Source organism: Croceitalea sp. MTPC6 (assembly GCF_036985525.1).
Classification (GTDB): domain Bacteria; phylum Bacteroidota; class Bacteroidia; order Flavobacteriales; family Flavobacteriaceae; genus Croceitalea.
The window spans coordinates 265,362-283,080 of record NZ_BTGR01000001.1; the positions used below are offsets into that span (position 1 = coordinate 265,362).

Consider the following 17,719-nt stretch of genomic DNA (forward strand, 5'->3'; position numbering starts at 1 on the left):
CTTAAATTTGATAGTATTAAAAAAAGTTTGCCATGAGTGCGATACCAAGTGTTAATCTTAAAGATTTTTTATCCGAAGACCCAAAACAAAAAGAGCAATTCACAAAAGATATTGGAAGTGCTTTTGAAAATATTGGTTTTGTCGCATTGAGCGGGCATTTTCTCTCTGATGAACTTGTTGAAAATTTATATGAAGAGATCAAAAAATTCTTTTCCCTACCTCAAGAAGTAAAAGATTCTTATGAAATAGAAGGGATTGGCGGACAACGTGGGTATACTTCCTTCGGAAAAGAGCATGCTAAGGGTCGTAAAGAAGGTGATTTAAAGGAGTTTTGGCATTTTGGCCAATATGTGCAAGACAATCCAAAATTAGAAGCAGAATATCCAGACAATGTAATGGTAAAAGAGCTTGCAGAGTTTAATAGCGTTGGCAAGGAGACCTACCAAATGCTTGAAAAAACAGCTAAATATGTCCTTCGTGCACTTGCATTGCATTTGGATTTAGAGGAAAACTATTTTGATGAGTGGATAAAAAATGGGAACTCCATTTTAAGACCCATTCATTACCCGCCTATAACTTCAGAACCAAAGAATGCCGTTCGTGCCGCGGCGCATGGGGATATTAATTTGATCACACTCTTGATGGGGGCCCATGGCAAAGGTTTACAAGTTAAAAACCATAAGAATGAGTGGGTTGATGCCATTGCAACTTCAGATCAGCTGATGATCAATGTAGGTGATATGCTTTCCCGCTTGACCAACAACAAATTAAAATCTACCATTCATCAAGTTGTTAATCCTCCACGTGAACTCTGGGGAACATCACGTTATTCCATTCCATTTTTTATGCATCCCATAAGTGAAATGCCCTTGAATTGTTTGGAAGATTGTATTGATGAGGAGAATCCCAAACAATTCGAAGATATTACAGCTGGGGAATATCTAAACGAACGTCTCGTAGAATTAGGCTTGGTAAAAAAGTAAACAATGGATTTAAACGATCAGCTCAAAAAATTATTCCCTGACCACGTTCCCGAAGAAAGCAATGAACCCAAGCAAGAAAAACCTGATTACTGGTTGCAAGAGGCACCAATCATCTGTAAGTACGAGAAAAGAAAAGGCAAGCCAATCACTATATTAGAGGGTTATACTGGTGCTGATTCCGATTTTAAGAAACTTGCCAAAGAGTTAAAATCATTTTTAGGTGTCGGAGGGAGCTACAAAAACGAAAAGATTATTATCCAAGGAGATTATCGGGATAAAATCATGGGATTTCTTAAACAAAAAGGGTTTAAGGTGAAACGAGTCGGAGGTTAGGTTCATTATTAGGTTGCGTTATAATTTGATTTTATCGATGATGTGTTAAATTTTTCGGTTAAATAACGATGTTTTACCAGAATAGTTTTTGTTTTTTTCGTTTAAATGTTACATTTAACTTTCCTAACCAACGTAAACTACTCTTAAGATGAAATCACTGTTGCACATTACAAATGGAGACAGTTTCACGGAAAGATTACAAACGTTACCCCTAAAAGGAGACATTATCACATGGCGAGAAATGCTTTGTGAAGGTAAAACCCTTAGTACGGTAGGTAGCGAATCCTTTTGGAAAACCCGTTTTGAGTTCCTTAATAAAAATTATAAAGTATCCAAGTCTTGGTTTGTGGAGAAAACGCTTAAAGAGTATCGTTCGCTCTGCAATCACAAACAACAGGACCAAATAGTACTTTGGTTCGAATACGACCTTTTTTGCCAAATAAATATGCTAGCTGTGTTAAGCTGGCTAAAAACCCATCGGAGACATGCGGAAATTTCATTGGTTTGCAGTGGGAAAGAAGATGAGTCCGACAAACTCTATGCACTCAATGAACTAAGTGATGAAAAATTGCTAGCACTTTATGAAAAGCGTACCGTTCTTACACAGGATGATATTGAGTATGCTGATTATGTATGGCAATTGTACTGTAGTGATAATCCAATACGCTTGGAAAATCTAACCGATTACAAAAATTACCAATTCGAATACCTTTCAGAAGCCATGAAAGTTCATCTACAACGCTTTCCCAGTATAAAAAATGGGCTTAACGATGTAGAAAATCATATTTTAAATCTTGCAACAAACGAAAAACCTAAGACAAAACGGGAGTTTTTAGGGAAAATACTATCCAATCAAGGTATGTACGGATTTGGTGACACCCAATACGAACGGGCACTCAGTACCATGAAACCCTTGTTTACTTCATTCAGTCCAGTAAGGTTGAGTAAAATTGGGAAAGAAGTTTTACAGGGGAAATCCAATTATTATGCACAATTGCGTGATAATGAAGCCTATCTAGGCGGAGCCTTAAAATATAATTTTCTGTATAACACAACTTCCGATAGGATTCTAAAATTATAGCATGCCATTAGCAGCATCCGAGCTGATTCTTAATGCAGATGGCAGTATATATCACCTAAATTTACTTCCACAGGATATTGCAAAGACTATCATTACCGTTGGAGACCCAGAACGTGTAAGCGATGTTTCCAAACACTTTGATAAAGTTGAAGTAAAGAAAGAAAAACGCGAATTCCATACACATACTGGTATTGTAAACGGCAAACGTATCTCGGTCATCTCAACTGGAATAGGAACCGATAATATTGACATAGTTTTCAACGAGTTGGACGCATTGGTGAATATAGATTTTACAACTAGAACCGAAAAAACTAAAAAAACAAGATTAGATTTTATACGTATCGGTACATCTGGAGCTATTCAGCTAAATATTCCAATTGATTCTTTCCTTTTAACTGAAACTGCAATAGGTTTGGATGGGCTTATGCACTTTTATAAAAAAAAGATATTTGAGAATCAAAACTTTTCAGACAAATTGATTGCTTTTCTCAAGTGGGAATCACATAATATTACCCCATACGTGTTCGATTGCAGTCCTGACCTAGCAAACTCCTTAAAATCAAATCGTATACGATTTGGGACTACCGTAACCAATGCTGGATTCTATGGTCCGCAAGGCAGAAGTATCCGCTTAAACCCAAAATTAGAGGACTTTCACCAAAAGCTGTCTTCATTTAAGTCTCAAGGTAAACAAATCACTAATTTAGAGATGGAAACCGCTGGAATCTATGGATTGGCAAAGCTTTTGGGACATCGTGCTGTATCCATGAATGCCATATTGGCCAATAGGGCAACAGGTGAATTCTCCAATAACCCTTCAAAAACTGTAGAAGAGTTAATAAAATACTGTCTAGAGAAAATTTCATGAATTTTGAATTAAAATATCTTAGATGAAGAAGGTCAAGATTATAGGAGTACCTGAACATTTTAACCTCCCTTGGCATTTAGCCATAGAAGAAGGTGCCTTTGAAAATAGAGGAATTGATTTAGAGTGGACGGATATCCATGAGGGAACAGGTAGAATGGCACAAATGCTCTCAGATGGTGAGACGGATCTGGCCATAATCCTTACAGAAGGTATAGTAAAAAGTATTACTGAGGGCAATCAATCAAAAATAGCGCAAACCTATGTGGCATCTCCCCTACTTTGGGGCATTCATGTAGCGGCAAAAAGTAAATTTAAATCCATCTCAGATTTAGAAGGAAAAAAGGCCGCTATAAGTAGATATGGTAGTGGCAGCCATCTTATGGCCTATGTGAATGCTAAGCAACAGAACTGGAACACAAAAGAATTAAAGTTTGAAATCATAAACAACCTAAAAGGCGCCGTAAAAGGTTTAACCGAAGAAGATGCCGACTATTTTATGTGGGAGCATTTTACAACAAAACCATTAGTAGATAATGGGGTCTTTAGAAGATTGGGGGATTGCCCAACATTATGGCCCTGTTTTGTGATAGCAGTTACCAATAGTTTTGCCCTTGAGAACAAAGGAACATTGAATCATATTCTTGAGGTCATCAATTTATATACCGAAGAGTTTAAAATGATTCCAAGTATTGACAGGACTTTAGCCAATAGATATAGTCAAAAACTGGAAGACATTAAAATATGGTTGTCCAAGACACATTGGGGGCAATCTCAACTTGATGTGGATACCATAAAAAAAATCCAGAAGCAATTATTTGAACTGGATTTAATATCAGAAATAAAAGATAGTACGGAACTACTGACTTAAATTCTCTTCTTTGTAATGTTTTGTGATCAATTCCCTGAATTTAGCATCAGATAACGGTTTTTGTACAGTATCATGAACCAGTGGGTTATCTTTTGCTTGTTTAGAAATCTTTTCTGAATCCAACCCCGTCAATATAGATATGGTCACCTGTTCTTTGTATTTATCACTAAAACGATTATTGAATTCGGCTAGAAACTCCCATCCGTCCATTACGGGCATTAATACATCCAATACAACAAAACATGGGCCAATAGCTTCAATATCATTTTCTTCTAAAAAATCCAGAGCTTCTTGACCATTTACTGCAGTGACTACATCAATCGTGTCATCCAAGGATTCGGCAAAGAATTTATTAAGTATGTTTGTGGTATCATCATCATCAACCAACAGAATAGTATTTGGTATCATTCTTGTAAGAATTTTTAAGCATTTGTATTAGAATTAACGTACGAACTTGTAAGATATTTTGAATCTAGAGAAAATTTAATTCTAATTACCATTTAATCGCTTCTTTACCCATACTTGCCAATACCTCATTTGCTTTACTAAAATGCTGATTTCCAAACCAAAGTCCGCGATTAGCACTTAAAGGTGATGGATGACCGGATGTTAGAATATGATGTTTAGTTTTATCTACCAAACTTGCTTTTTTCTTTGCAAAACCACCCCAAAGTAAAAAAACCAACCCGTTATGTTCTCTAGAAAGAGTAGAAATAACGGCATCTGTAAATTGCTCCCATCCTTTTTTTTGATGACTTCCTGCTTGGTGCGCACGAACAGTTAATGTAGCATTTAAAAGCAACACCCCTTGTGCCCCCCAACGTTCTAGGTTACCACTCTTTGGGTATTCAGTACCTGTATCAACCTTTATTTCCTTGAAGATATTTACCAAGGAAGGAGGGTGTGGAACTCCATCCTTAACCGAAAAACATAGCCCATTTGCCTGGTTGGATCCATGATAAGGGTCTTGGCCAATAATAACAACCTTGGTCTCTTGAAACGGACAATGGTCAAAGGCGGCAAAAATCTCTTTCCCCTTAGGGTAGCAGGTATGTTGTTTGTATTCTTGTTTGACAAACTGTGCCAACTGTTTAAAATAGGGCTTTTCAAATTCTGGTTGTAATACTTTTTTCCAGCTAGGTTCTATGGATACATTCATTATATCAAATTCTTTATATGATTTAAAAATAATATCTTTCCTAAAGCAACAAACCGAAACTACTATGTCATTTTTAAAAAAAGTTAAATTCCCTACTGCACATACTATACTGTTTTTGATTTTAGCTGTTGTATGTGTTCTGACTTGGTTAGTTCCTGCCGGGCAATATGATAGATTATTGTATGATCATAGCACAAATATGTTCGTGCAAAAGCAACAGGAAAATACTATAGAGCTTCCTGCCACACAAAAATCACTAAACGAACTGGGAATTAAAATAAATCTTGAAAAATTTACTGAAGGTGCTATCTCTAAACCTATAAGTGTTCCTAATACTTACACTACCTTAAACAATAAACCTCAGGGCCTGGTATCTTTTATCCAAGCACCGCTAAAAGGAATCATGCAATCTGCGGATATTATCTTATTGGTACTGATTATTGGCGGTTTGGTAAGTATAGTAAATGCTTCTAAAGCCTTTGAAGCAGGTATTGCTTGGTTAGGTGTAAAATTAAAAGGGAAAGAATTCCTTTTAATAATATTGGTAACCTTATTGATTGCCCTGGGGGGCACTACTTTTGGATTGGAGGAAGAAACAATTGCCTTTTACCCTATATTGATTCCTGTTTTTTTAGCTGCTAAATACGACGCCTTGGTTTGCATAGCCTCTATATATATTGGCTCTTCAATCGGCACTTTGGCTTCGACCGTAAATCCGTTTAGCACCATAATTGCATCAGATGCAGCTGGCATTAATTGGGTCGAAGGCCTTAACAGTAGAATAGTAACATTGATCATAGGCATAATAATCTGTGTCGCATATATCGTCAGGTATGCGGAAAGGGTAAAGAAGGACCCGAGCAAATCATTGATTTTTAGTCAAAAAGATGAAATACAAAAACTATTTGCCGGTAGCGGTATAAATAATCTTACCAAACTAGATTGGAAACTTAAACTGGTATTGTTTGTTTTTGCTTGTTGCTTTGTTGTTATGGTATATGGTGTTTCCCAACTTGGATGGTGGTTTTTGGAAATGACCGCCGTCTTTTTGGCGGGGGCATTATTGATTGGAATAATCACAAGAATGAGCGAGAAACAGTTCGTAAACCAATTTATAGCTGGCGCAAAAGATTTATTGGGGGTTGCCTTTATTATTGGTATAGCTCGCGGTGTAAGCATTCTAATGGAAGATGGGCAAATTAGCGATACACTGCTATTTTACACTAGCGAACTAACATCCGATATGGATAAGGGCCTGTTTATTAACGTTACCTATTTATTGTACAGCGGATTATCATTTTTTATTCCTTCATCATCAGGGATGGCTGTTCTTACCATGCCCATTATGTCTCCACTAGCAGATAACGTTGGTATTGGCAGGGAAGTTATGGTGAATGCATACCAATTTGGGGTAGGGCTTTTTAAATTTATTAATCCAACCGGTATTATTTTAGCTTCATTGGCAATTGTAAACATTGGCTACAATAAATGGTTGAAGTTTGTACTGCCCTTAGTTTTAATTATTGGGGTTTTAGGTATGATAATGCTATCTATTTCCGTTTATTTTGAATTCTAATTTTTGGATAATCCGTACATAAAAAAATTATGAAAGTAGCCTACAAAACCGTATACCTGAAAAAATTATATCCTTTACGCATAAGCCGGGGGGTCCGTGATGGGCAATCCAATCTATATGTTTCGGTGACAGATGGAGACCATACTGGTTGGGGGGAAACTTCTCCAGGGAAATCCGAAGGCGCAGAAACCCCAGAAGTAGCCCAAAAACAATTGGAATCCTTTCTTTCTAAGTATACAGATTTAAGTTCAGTGATAGATACCTATGATACTGCGTTAAAAGAAGGTGTTTCCCCCTGTGCATTAGCAGCCTTGGATATAGCGCTTTGGGATTTAAAGGCTAAAAAAGTCCAAATGCCTCTATATCAACTATTGGGATTTTCAAAACCAAAGCATGCTACTTCTATCACGTTAGGAATCATGGGGCCAGAGGAAGCTCGAGAACGCTTACCATTGATTTTAGAAAACATGGGCATTAAAACGCTTAAAGTGAAATTAGGCAACAATGATGGTATTGAAGCAGACAAAGCCATGTATAATGAAGTATTGGATTATCATAGGCACTATCCTATTGCAATACGTGTAGATGCTAACGGTGGTTGGTCATTGGAAGATGCCAAACATATGATGCAATGGCTTTCTGAAAGAAGTTGCGAGTATGTAGAACAACCTTTAAAAGAAGGACAGGAAGATGATTTACTACAACTGTTTAAAAATAGACCTTTACCCATATTTGTAGATGAATCTTGTCGTTTTGCAAGTGATATTCCAAAATGGGCGGATGCCGTAGATGGCGTGAACATGAAGTTGATGAAGTGCGGTGGAATCACCGGTGCATTGCGGATAATTGCAACGGCAAAGGCTTTTGGCCTTCAGACCATGATTGGTTGTATGGGGGAAAGTTCCATTTCTATTGCTGCAGGAGCCGCTGTATCAGGTGCTTTAAATCATATTGACTTAGACTCACACTTAAATCTCAATCCCGACCCTTGCACTGGAGCGCCTTTGGTCAATGAAATTACCATGCCTTTGGATGTTCCTGGACATGGAGGTAAATTTAAAACTGATTAACTGTCATGTTTGATACTTCACAAAAAATAGCACTCTTTATGGAGGGAGCGCTGGACTCCGACATGGGGAAAATGGGCTTTGGATTAATGCGCTTTTCCAAACATTCCATTATTTGTGTCATAGATTCCAAGCACGCAGGAAAAACAGTAAAGGAATCCGTAGGATTACCTTATGACATCCCCGTAATTGGCACTATTGCCGAAGCTGTTCAAAAAGGCGGTGAAATACTGGTGCTTGGCATTGCCCCTTCCGGGGGGAAATTTCCAGACACATGGGATGAGCCAATTTCTGAAGCTTTACAAAATGGACTTTCATTAATCAATGGTCTTCATGATGATTTAAATTTGCGATATGGACATCATTTGATCGATTCCCCAAAACAGAGAATATGGGATGTTCGTAAACCAAAACCTAGCTACCCCATTGCTACAGGAAAAGCAGTTCAATTAAAGAATAAACGCATTCTAATGATAGGGACCGATATGGCAGCTGGTAAAATGACTGCAGGTTTAGAGCTATATGCTGAATTAAAAAAACAAGGTCATAATGTAGGGTTTGTTCCAACAGGACAAATTGGAATAACTATTATGGGGAATGGTATTCCCTTGGACGCCATAAAAGTGGACCAGGCTGCTGGTGCGGTACAAGAAGCTGTTCTTGCTGAAGCGGATAAAGACATTGTAATCATAGAGGGGCAGGGTTCATTAGCGCATCCAGGCAGTACCGCTACCCTACCCTTGTTGCGTGGTTCACAAGCCACGCATCTAATACTTTGCCATAAAGCTGCCCATACCCATTTACGGGAACCTGTTTCACATATTCCCATTCCACCTTTGGATGAATTCATTAAATTGAATGAGGCCGTTGCTACAGTTTGTGGTTCACAAACGAAACCAAAAACCACCGGAATCGCTTTAAATACGGTTGGTTTAAATGAAGAAGAAGCAGAGAAAAAAATAACCGAAGTAGAGAACCTAACGGGGTTGTCCTCAACAGACGTAGTACGATTTGGGGTTGAAAAATTAGTAAGTGCCGTTCTTAACAACTAAAAAACCAATTCCACTACCTCTCTTGAAAGCATTATCTTTGCGCTGCCAGAAAAAGTACATGCAGCACATACATCAAAAAACACTTCAAGACCTAGAATTCCCAACTGTTTTACAGCAATTACAAGCTAGATGTAACACAGAACTTGGTAAAGAAGCTGTACTGCAACTACAACCCTTATTAGATGTAGCATATTTAAAGACGATACTTGGTCAAACCTCAGAATACCTAGCCTCATTTGAAAATGACAACCGTATTCCCAATCATGGTTTTGACTCTATTGATAGCGAGCTAAAACTACTACAAATTGAGAATACAACCTTAGAAATTTCTGGATTTCGAAGAATTGGGAATATTTGTAAGACTATAAGTATCCATAAAAAGTTCTTCAAAAAATTTAAAGAATACTATCCGCTCTTATTTGTCTTTTCAGAGACTGTTGATGAAAACAAAGCTATTGTTGAAGAAATAGATTCCGTCATCGATAAGTTCGGAGAGATTCGAGACAATGCTTCAATTGATTTAAAGAATATCCGGCACCAAATTAATGGTGTTCGGGGAAAAATGAATCAGAGTTTTGGTGCTGCGCTTACTAGATATCAGGCTTCTGAATTTTTAGATGAAATTCGAGAGTCTGTTGTTGAAAATAGACGTGTTCTGGCGGTAAAAGCCATGCATCGTAAAAAGGTACGAGGCACTGTAATGGGCACTTCTAAAACGGGCAGTATTATTTACATTGTGCCCGAAGCTACACTTCAATACAGTACAGAGCTTAGTAATTTGGAATTTGAAGAAAAGGAAGAGATTCAAAAAATATTAAATCAGCTCACAAACTATATTCGTCCCTATTCAGAAGACCTAGAAAACCACCAACATTTTCTAACACATATAGATATTACAGCCTCTAAAGCTAAATATGCCTCGGAGATGAATGCTATATTGCCAGAAATCAATAATGAAAGACGATTGTTTCTGCGTGATGCCTATCATCCACTGCTTTTTTTGAGCAACAAGGAAAAAAGGGAAAAAACTTGGCCACAGACGATTGAGTTGCATCAAGAAAAACGGATTATCGTAATATCTGGACCAAATGCAGGTGGAAAGAGTATCACTTTAAAGACCATTGGATTATTACAGCTAATGCTGCAAAGCGGTTTATTGATTCCTGTCCACGAACGCAGTTCTGTTTTTCTTTTTGATAAGATATTAACGGATATTGGCGACAATCAATCTATTGAAAATCATTTAAGTACCTACAGTTACCGTCTTAAGAACATGAATCAGTTTTTAAAGCGGTGCAACAATAAAACCTTGTTTTTAATTGATGAATTTGGCACAGGTTCTGACCCCGAATTAGGAGGAGCATTAGCCGAAGCTTGTCTGGAAGTTTTTTACGAGCGTGAAGCTTATGGCGTAATCACCACCCACTACTCAAATCTTAAGTTATTGGCGAACGAATTACCACACGCCGTAAATGCCAACATGGTTTTTGATAATCAGACGCTTCAACCCACTTTTAAATTGGTCATGGGACAGGCTGGAAGTTCATTCACTTTTGAAGTTGCACAGAAAAATGGGATACCCTACTCTTTAATCAACAAAGCAAAAAAGAAAATTGAACGTGGAAAGGTTCGTTTTGATGCAACCATAGCTAAACTCCAGAAGGAGCGCTCCAAAATGGCGAAAACAGGTTCAAGGCTCCAAGATGAGGAAACTAAGGCCAGAGAAGAAGCAAAACGATTAGAAGAGTTAAATTCTAAAGTTAAAAACAAGCTAGAAAATTACCAAGAGCAGTATGACCATAACCAACGTATGATTTATTTGGGCAACAAGTTAAATGATGCCGCTGAAAAGTACTTTTTAGACAATAAAAAGCGACCCTTAGTTTCGGAACTGCTTAGAATTGTAGAAACTGAGAATAGCAAACGTAAAAAAACTTCTGCCAAGCAAGCAAAAGCAAGAAAAGCTCAAAAGAAACAAGTGGCCAACGAATTGGAGCAAAAAATAGTTAAGGTTCGTAAAGAGAAAATAGTTAAAAAGAAAAAAGCTATACAAGCTGAAAAAACAAAGCCGAGACCGGTTTTTAAAATAGGTGACCGTGTACGATTGTTTGATGGCAAGGCGGTGGGTACTATTGATAAACTCGAAAAAAACAAAGCCGTAGTAAACTACGGCCTATTTACCACAAATGTGAGTGTGGAACAGTTGGATTTGGTAGAGGCGAAAAAATAATTTCGCTTTTCATTCCGCACTTGATACGGAATCCATAAAGAGATTCCCGCATTCGCGGGAATAAAATAACAGCCGGCGCCAAGTTGTTGAATCCCAACTTTAGGCACCGACTGAAATTTAAGAAAGCTAACTACTTTATACGTACAACCTTAAAATGAGCTGTGATTCCAGCATTATAGGATAACGTGAAACTTTGCTCAGCATTCATGAGTAATGCATCCAGTTTTACACTGCCAGATTTATTTCCTAGACTTGGGTTGCCAAAAACACCATTATAATCTTTAAGTTCACCATAGAATTCAATTTGGTCCACAGCAGTATTAGGACGATAGGGCTTGAAGATGTATACTTCTCCAATACTGGCAGTTTTACCATTTTGAACATCAACAAAATTACTTGTAGATCTGCTCCATGACGGACCGTCATCCAAACCATTATTATTTGCATCTAAGTAACTTGTACCCACCTTCATCTTCATTCTAAGATTTCCATTAACTTCAGTGTCAGAGGGTTGTGTACCTGTAATTTTATCTATTGTTACCTGATATTCTGGGTAAGCTAAATCACAATCTCTAATTTGATATTCCGTAGCTAAAACAACTTTTGCAACTGGAAAACCTTCTTTCACATAATTTAGTTTATACGCCAAAGGTGCTCCAGGGGAGTCTTTAGAATAATTACCTCCCTCAGATATAAAATTATATACTTCTCCTGGTCCATTAATAGCTTGTACAGCCCCAGCTCCAGAACCACCTATTATTAGTGCCTGTATATTGGATGAATTGATAATATTTTGATATTCAACATCAATAGTACCATCTGTTGAACCAACAGATGCATCAAAAGCATTTTTAACATCAGTAATACTAGAGTTAGATTCTACAGTATACAATACCATTCTACCATACTGCACTGAAGAAACATAAACTGGACTTGTAGAACCCAAAAGATTTACATTTGGCAAGCCAGTAAATAAATCAGAAGGAGAACTTCCTGGAGTATCAACATCTAAGGTGTAATACCGTTGAATAAATTTTAAGACAAAGGTGTTTTTATAAGACGAATTACTAAAATCTAAAGTGTTGGACACTTTCTTTCCTACGCCTCTATAATTAACTCCTACCGAAGCCTCTAAATGTTGGGCAGAATGAACTTCCTGAATTTCTAGATTTATTGCCGCTGCAGTTGATCCATTTACTTCTTGATTCAATAAATCTGCTATGCCTTGTCTAACATTTGATAGTTTATCTGGATTCTCAATATCGACCTTAACTTTGGCTATATTCTGTAAAGAGGCAGAAATTGTAATTGGTGCTCTTTCTCCGCTAATGCGTTCATATGCTCCAGTAGGGATGGTTTCACCCTTTAATAAAGCACCTGGATAAATTACGTCTGTAGTAGGATCTAAGGTAAACATCTCATTAAATCCGGGAGCACCTTTATATGTTTTAGTTGTACATTCTAAAGTAGTATCCTCAGTATCACGCTCAGGGTTACTTGTGCCTGCCTCAACAATAGGGGATTCATCCGGTTGGTCAAAAGCATTTAAATTGGTGACCGCAGCATTAAAATCTAATGCTTCTTCCTCAGAAAAATTTGGTTGTTCTGGTCCTGGCTCCATTTCATCTTTACTACAACCATTGCAGGCCATAAAAATTAAACTTAAAACAGATACATAGATACCTCTTTTAAATGTTGATTGATTTGTTTTCATAATTTTTGGTTTTTAAGATTCAACACTCCAAACCTAGAACAGAAAACACCCCTTCCCTAATTTTGTCCATGGACAAAGTATGGACAAACATTATAGACCTATTACAAAAACACCTCGGACAAGCTCTTTTTCTGAAAAAAAAATAAACACCCTTAATCCCTTTAAAATCAATACATTTAAGTGATTTATTGTAAATTTTGAATCTAAATTTTCATGGACTTTCCATGGACAGATGATTTTCAACTCACTTTTACAAATGCCTTAGCAATGGAATAATTATTTATATTGCTTACATCCAATCATTATTAAACATGGCAAATATTAAATCTCTTTTAATTGTTTTAGCTTTCTTTTCTTATTTGAAAGTTTCATCCCAACTGAATTTTGATATTGATAGTTTATTAGTGAACTATAAAACACAAAAACTAGATTCTAGCAAGGTGATAACTAATAACAAGATTATTAATTACTACATGTATAGGAATCCAGAATTAGCAAAAAAATATGCCTTTGAGCAACTTGCGATATCTAATGAAATAAAATTTAGCGGCGGACAATCAATGGCTAATTATCAACTTGGAATTCTATATAACAACGTTAATAAGGTAGATTCGGCTCGTTATAGATATACAGAAGCTTTAAAATTTGCTAAAATTTACAACAATTACATCTTTGTATCACAGGCCTATCATGGGCTTGCATTATTAGAATTTGAACTTGGAAATTTGGACAAGGCAGATGAAATAAACGATAAAAATCTTTCATATAATAAAAGAAACAAAGATTCAGTTGGCATAGCATATTCTCTAGATTTTAAAGGAAGAATTAATGAAAGTAGAGGTTATTACCAAATAGCTTTAGAAAATGTTCTTGAAAGCCTAAAAATGCTTCCTATTATTGATGCTCCCATCAATAAGAATGTAAGGATTGCTGATGCAAAAAATCATCTGGCGGCTATTGAACAAAACCTTGGGAATTTTAAAAAAGCCATAGAATATAATAAAGAGGCGTTGGAAATCTATATCAATCAAGACGACACCCATTACCAAGCCGTTGCACTGATTGATTTGGGCAAATCATATAAATCAATGGAAAATTATGATAAGGCTAAAGAGCTTTTTCTTCAAGGGATTGAAAAAGCTAAGAAGACCAATGTTTCGTCCATTGAGGCATCTGCACTAACTGAGTTAGGATCCTTATATAATATCGCTAAGAACTACAACAAAGCAATTGAAAGCCTTGGAGAAAGTATTCGCATTGCAGAAAATATTAGTTCAAAACGTAGAGGCTCAATTTCAAGATTAGAGCTTGCAGAAACATACCTTAATTTAAATCAATACGATAGAACAATTAATCTTTGCAATGAAATAATAAAATATGCAGAGGGATCTGGAAACAACACAATTTTAAGAGATGCATACAACAAAAGGAGTTTAGCTTATCAAAATAATAACTCCTCTGCTGCACTTGAGGATTTTAAAAAGTTTAAAAAATTGAATGATTCAATTTACAACAGAGATAAAATATCAAAAGTTGAAGAACTTAGAATTATTTACGAAACAGAAAAAAAAGAAGCTGAAATTGCCCTTCAAGAAGAAGAAATCAAAACCTTAAATCAAAAATCTAGAGCCGACAACCTTCAAAAAGGCCTATACGCAGGTGGTATGGCTTCTGCTCTAGGCTTGTTTGGTCTTTCAGTTTTTGGCTATCGACAACGTATTAAAAAGAACCGTATTGCAAGAGAAAAGCAGGAAGAAATCTATAAGAAAGAAATTGAACACAAACAAAAGGAACTGACCAGTCAAACCTTGCATTTGGTACAAAAGAACACTTTTATCCAAGAGTTGATGGAAAACTTGGAAAATGTGAAGAACTCACCCGATAAATTTAAAACAGAGTTCAGGCGTATCGTAATGTTGCTCAAAAAAGAAAATGCATCCGATAAGGATTGGGCGGTCTTTAAAACCTATTTTGCTGAGGTGCACAACGACTTTGACCAGAAATTGAAAACGTTATCAGCAGATATTTCTGAAAAAGAAATTCGTTTGGCCGCTTTTTTACGAATGAATTTGACTACCAAGGAGATTGCAGCCACGCTAAATGTTTTACCCGATAGTATTTTAAAATCTAAATACCGTCTAAAAAAGAAGTTAAGTCTAGATAAAAAAAATGATTTAACCAGTTTCTTAAATACATTATAAAATCTAGGTCTTCCTATTTCCCCGTGGTATCTTTGCATAGTGGAAAACGACAATAAAATCATTCTTTTTGATGGGGTTTGTAACCTTTGTAATGGGGTTGTGCAATTTGTGATTAAACTTGATAAAGAAGATACCTTTCGTTTCGCGGCATTACAAAGTGAGGTTGGTGAAAAATTGACTGCAGAACGTGGTATTGGCACTTCTCAGGTAGATTCCATTATTCTTATAGAACCTGGTGTTGCCTATTACACCAAATCTGACGCCGCTTTACAGATAGGCAAAAACCTAAAAGGTTATCGAACGCTTTCTTCACTATTATATGTTTTTCCTAAAGGTCTTCGGAACATAGTTTATGACTTTATTGCTCGTAATCGCTATAAATGGTATGGAAAGAAGGATGCCTGTATGATTCCCACTCCAGAATTACAGGCTAAATTTTTATAGTTACTCATTCAATTCATACGTTCACATACAAATTGGTAGCGGCTACTAATTCTAAGTTTTAAGAATTGGTTTATAGAAATAGGTTTGGTAAAACTTTAAAACCAATCCTTATGAAAAAGTTAGTTCAAATTTTATTTCTACTTCCCTATTTTGTATTGGCAAACGATTTAAAAATTTCATCCAAGATTAACGAAGTAACTGTGTATTTAAGCGGGGCTCAAATAACACGAAGCGCCTCATGCAGCTTGGTATCAGGTACGTCTGAAGTAATTTTTACAGGTCTGTCCCATAAAATTGAAGAAAGCAGCATTCAAGTTTCTGGGCTGCAAGCAGTGTCCATTTTATCCATGTCTTATGATATTAACTACTTGGATAAATCTGAGAGCCATCCAAAAACTACACTTTGGGAAAATGAAATTAAGAGGATAACTTCCGAGGTTACTTTTTTAAAAAATCAGATTGTTGGATTAGAAGAAGAGGAAAAAGTGATAACCACAAACCGATTGGTAAGTGCCGACAGCCAGGCATTGGACTTACAAAAGATAAAAGAAATAAGTCAGTATTACAGAGAACGAATAACCGCTATCAAGAATGAAATTTTTAAAATCAATCTACAGATAAATGAATTAAACAAGGATGTACGAGAGATTCAAAATCAACTGGCAGAGGCCAACAACTCCCCAGCACTACCGCAAGGGGAACTGACTATAAAATTTGACGCTCCTATTGACACGAATCTAAATATTAAACTATCCTATCTGGTGCAAGACGCTGGCTGGATCCCTAATTATGATATAAAATCTAAAGCATTAAACGCACCGTTAAACTTAGCATACAAAGCGAATGTGTATCAGAAAACTGGTAAAGATTGGAATGATGTTAATGTGACTTTATCAACAGGAAACCCAACCTATAATGTTTCAAAACCAAATCTAGAAGCCAAGTACCTGAATTTTACCAGTAAATATGCCAACCGATATCCAACAAAAGCGAAAAAGAAAGGCTATGCCTATAATCCAACAGTCAGAAAAATAGTAGGAACGGTAACTGACCAATCTGGACAACCGTTACCAGGAGTTAACGTTGTTGTAAAAGGAACTAACAATGGCGCCCAAACCGATTTTGATGGTAATTATACGCTTGATGTCACTAATGGACAGGAATTACAGTTTTCTTATATAGGGCAAAAGACAACCGAGCTTCCTATCTATTCTTCGATAATGAATATGCGAATGGAGGAAGATGCACAGCATTTAGATGAAGTGGTAGTTGTAGGGTACGGGGTTTCTGGAAGTAGTTCTGGAATTAGAGTTCGCGGAAATTCTTCTATACCAAAAGTACCAGAGCCTCTGGTAATTATAGATGGTGTGCCAATGGAGGGCTTTACTGAAGGGGATTTAGATGAAAATGAAATTCAACACATTGAAACATTTAAAGATGCCAGTGCCACTTCTCTTTATGGCAAAAGAGCAGCAAATGGAGTAATAGTGATAACCACAAAGAAAAGCACACTTAAGAATGACCTTACCAATGCTAAGTTCATCATTAAAAAGCCTTATTCCATTTTATCAGACGGAGATATTACCGCTATTGAAATCAACACTTTTAAAATGCTAGCAAACTACGAGTACTTTGCAGCTCCCATTATCAATGAAAATGTATTCTTAACAGCTAGTTTTAAAGATTGGGAGAAATACCAGCTATTACCTGGTGAAGCGAGCATCTATTTTGAAGGCACCTATGCAGGTAAAACAACTTTGGACCCTTATACAGTGAAAAAAGAAATGGTGCTTTCCTTGGGTATAGACCCTAACATTACCGTAACCAGAAAGCAACAACGTAACTTTAAAAGTAAATCTTTTACTGGAAGCAATCGTATCCTTGATAGAACTTATGATTTAGAGGTGAAGAATAATAAGAATACCGCCATTACTTTAAAACTTATGGACAGGATTCCAAAATCACAGAACAAAGAAATTAAAGTAGATGATATAGAGACTTTTACTGCCGATTATGACAAAAAGAAGGGGCTACTAACTTGGATTATGGATTTATCTGCTAAGGAAAACAAGTCAGCTCAATTTTCTTTTCAAGTAAAATACCCAAGGGGGAAATATATCTCTTTATAATCTTTTACTAATAA

The 17,719-nt window shown here is 36.5% G+C and carries 15 protein-coding genes; 12 read left to right on the forward strand and 3 right to left on the reverse strand.

Going from position 1 to position 17,719, the window contains the following annotated elements:
- Nucleotides 1-32 precede the first annotated feature (32 nt).
- The 5 genes from AACP56_RS01270 to AACP56_RS01290 all read left to right on the forward strand — a co-directional run bounded on the left by AACP56_RS01270 (nucleotide 33) and on the right by AACP56_RS01290 (nucleotide 4,133).
- Nucleotides 33-983 (forward strand): isopenicillin N synthase family dioxygenase, encoded by a 951-nt coding sequence (locus AACP56_RS01270; RefSeq protein ID WP_339334288.1) that lies wholly within the window; start codon nucleotides 33-35, stop codon nucleotides 981-983.
- A gap of 3 nt (nucleotides 984-986) precedes the next feature.
- The gene (locus AACP56_RS01275) at nucleotides 987-1,316 is read left to right on the forward strand and encodes a translation initiation factor (RefSeq protein ID WP_339334286.1); all 330 of its coding nucleotides are present in this window, start codon (nucleotides 987-989) and stop codon (nucleotides 1,314-1,316) included.
- A gap of 148 nt (nucleotides 1,317-1,464) precedes the next feature.
- On the forward strand, nucleotides 1,465-2,397 hold the full coding sequence (locus AACP56_RS01280; protein ID WP_339334284.1) for a DUF1835 domain-containing protein: 933 nt from the start codon (nucleotides 1,465-1,467) through the stop codon (nucleotides 2,395-2,397).
- Between the two features lies 1 nt (nucleotide 2,398).
- Nucleotides 2,399-3,265, forward strand: a complete 867-nt coding sequence (locus tag AACP56_RS01285; RefSeq protein WP_339334282.1) for a nucleoside phosphorylase — start codon at nucleotides 2,399-2,401, stop codon at nucleotides 3,263-3,265.
- 22 nt (nucleotides 3,266-3,287) lie between these two features.
- Nucleotides 3,288-4,133, forward strand: coding sequence for a substrate-binding domain-containing protein (locus AACP56_RS01290; protein WP_339334280.1), 846 nt, complete (start codon nucleotides 3,288-3,290; stop codon nucleotides 4,131-4,133).
- Here AACP56_RS01290 and AACP56_RS01295 read toward each other — a convergent pair.
- Both AACP56_RS01295 and AACP56_RS01300 read right to left on the reverse strand, forming a co-directional pair.
- Complete coding sequence (locus AACP56_RS01295) at nucleotides 4,122-4,541, reverse strand: response regulator (RefSeq protein WP_339334278.1); 420 nt, start codon at nucleotides 4,539-4,541, stop codon at nucleotides 4,122-4,124. The genes AACP56_RS01290 and AACP56_RS01295 overlap by 12 nt on opposite strands.
- An 85-nt stretch (nucleotides 4,542-4,626) precedes the next feature.
- The gene (locus AACP56_RS01300; RefSeq protein WP_339334276.1) at nucleotides 4,627-5,292 is read right to left on the reverse strand and encodes a uracil-DNA glycosylase; all 666 of its coding nucleotides are present in this window, start codon (nucleotides 5,290-5,292) and stop codon (nucleotides 4,627-4,629) included.
- A gap of 64 nt (nucleotides 5,293-5,356) precedes the next feature.
- Here AACP56_RS01300 and AACP56_RS01305 point away from each other — a divergent pair, with 64 nt between their 5' ends.
- Genes AACP56_RS01305 through AACP56_RS01320 form a run of 4 tightly spaced genes read left to right on the forward strand, consistent with a single transcriptional unit; the run spans nucleotide 5,357 to nucleotide 11,217 of the window.
- The gene (locus AACP56_RS01305) at nucleotides 5,357-6,868 is read left to right on the forward strand and encodes a YfcC family protein (RefSeq protein WP_339334273.1); all 1,512 of its coding nucleotides are present in this window, start codon (nucleotides 5,357-5,359) and stop codon (nucleotides 6,866-6,868) included.
- Between the two features lie 29 nt (nucleotides 6,869-6,897).
- A complete protein-coding gene (locus tag AACP56_RS01310) occupies nucleotides 6,898-7,938 on the forward strand; it encodes a dipeptide epimerase (protein ID WP_339334271.1) in 1,041 nt (346 codons plus the stop codon).
- Between the two features lie 5 nt (nucleotides 7,939-7,943).
- Nucleotides 7,944-8,987 (forward strand): DUF1611 domain-containing protein, encoded by a 1,044-nt coding sequence (locus AACP56_RS01315; protein WP_339334269.1) that lies wholly within the window; start codon nucleotides 7,944-7,946, stop codon nucleotides 8,985-8,987.
- 58 nt (nucleotides 8,988-9,045) lie between these two features.
- Nucleotides 9,046-11,217 carry an endonuclease MutS2 gene (locus AACP56_RS01320; protein ID WP_339334267.1) on the forward strand — a complete coding sequence of 724 codons (2,172 nt, stop codon included), beginning with the start codon at nucleotides 9,046-9,048 and terminating at the stop codon, nucleotides 11,215-11,217.
- Nucleotides 11,218-11,347: 130 nt separating this feature from the next.
- Here the strand turns inward: AACP56_RS01320 and AACP56_RS01325 are convergent, their stop codons facing one another.
- A complete protein-coding gene (locus tag AACP56_RS01325; protein WP_339334265.1) occupies nucleotides 11,348-12,931 on the reverse strand; it encodes a thiol-activated cytolysin family protein in 1,584 nt (527 codons plus the stop codon).
- Between the two features lie 311 nt (nucleotides 12,932-13,242).
- Here AACP56_RS01325 and AACP56_RS01330 point away from each other — a divergent pair, with 311 nt between their 5' ends.
- The 3 genes from AACP56_RS01330 to AACP56_RS01340 all read left to right on the forward strand — a co-directional run bounded on the left by AACP56_RS01330 (nucleotide 13,243) and on the right by AACP56_RS01340 (nucleotide 17,705).
- Nucleotides 13,243-15,132: a tetratricopeptide repeat protein gene (locus AACP56_RS01330; RefSeq protein WP_339334263.1), complete on the forward strand. Its 1,890-nt coding sequence runs from the start codon at nucleotides 13,243-13,245 to the stop codon at nucleotides 15,130-15,132.
- A 39-nt stretch (nucleotides 15,133-15,171) separates the two neighbouring features.
- Complete coding sequence (locus tag AACP56_RS01335) at nucleotides 15,172-15,576, forward strand: thiol-disulfide oxidoreductase DCC family protein (RefSeq protein WP_339334261.1); 405 nt, start codon at nucleotides 15,172-15,174, stop codon at nucleotides 15,574-15,576.
- A gap of 110 nt (nucleotides 15,577-15,686) precedes the next feature.
- Nucleotides 15,687-17,705 (forward strand): mucoidy inhibitor MuiA family protein, encoded by a 2,019-nt coding sequence (locus AACP56_RS01340; RefSeq protein ID WP_339334259.1) that lies wholly within the window; start codon nucleotides 15,687-15,689, stop codon nucleotides 17,703-17,705.
- Nucleotides 17,706-17,719: the final 14 nt, after the last annotated feature.

What these genes read in the sequence shown, in the direction of transcription:
- AACP56_RS01285 (WP_339334282.1), top strand. Translation starts at nt 2,399, where the DNA reads ATGCCATTAGCAGCATCCGAGCTGATTCTTAATGCAGATGGCAGTATA.
- AACP56_RS01310 (WP_339334271.1), top strand. Translation starts at nt 6,898, where the DNA reads ATGAAAGTAGCCTACAAAACCGTATACCTGAAAAAATTATATCCTTTA.
- AACP56_RS01305 (WP_339334273.1), top strand. Translation starts at nt 5,357, where the DNA reads ATGTCATTTTTAAAAAAAGTTAAATTCCCTACTGCACATACTATACTG.
- AACP56_RS01320 (WP_339334267.1), top strand. Translation starts at nt 9,046, where the DNA reads ATGCAGCACATACATCAAAAAACACTTCAAGACCTAGAATTCCCAACT.
- AACP56_RS01315 (WP_339334269.1), top strand. Translation starts at nt 7,944, where the DNA reads ATGTTTGATACTTCACAAAAAATAGCACTCTTTATGGAGGGAGCGCTG.
- AACP56_RS01295 (WP_339334278.1), bottom strand. Translation starts at nt 4,541, where the DNA reads ATGATACCAAATACTATTCTGTTGGTTGATGATGATGATACCACAAAC.
- AACP56_RS01300 (WP_339334276.1), bottom strand. Translation starts at nt 5,292, where the DNA reads ATGAATGTATCCATAGAACCTAGCTGGAAAAAAGTATTACAACCAGAA.
- AACP56_RS01325 (WP_339334265.1), bottom strand. Translation starts at nt 12,931, where the DNA reads ATGAAAACAAATCAATCAACATTTAAAAGAGGTATCTATGTATCTGTT.
- AACP56_RS01270 (WP_339334288.1), top strand. Translation starts at nt 33, where the DNA reads ATGAGTGCGATACCAAGTGTTAATCTTAAAGATTTTTTATCCGAAGAC.
- AACP56_RS01280 (WP_339334284.1), top strand. Translation starts at nt 1,465, where the DNA reads ATGAAATCACTGTTGCACATTACAAATGGAGACAGTTTCACGGAAAGA.
- AACP56_RS01275 (WP_339334286.1), top strand. Translation starts at nt 987, where the DNA reads ATGGATTTAAACGATCAGCTCAAAAAATTATTCCCTGACCACGTTCCC.
- AACP56_RS01290 (WP_339334280.1), top strand. Translation starts at nt 3,288, where the DNA reads ATGAAGAAGGTCAAGATTATAGGAGTACCTGAACATTTTAACCTCCCT.
- AACP56_RS01330 (WP_339334263.1), top strand. Translation starts at nt 13,243, where the DNA reads ATGGCAAATATTAAATCTCTTTTAATTGTTTTAGCTTTCTTTTCTTAT.
- AACP56_RS01340 (WP_339334259.1), top strand. Translation starts at nt 15,687, where the DNA reads ATGAAAAAGTTAGTTCAAATTTTATTTCTACTTCCCTATTTTGTATTG.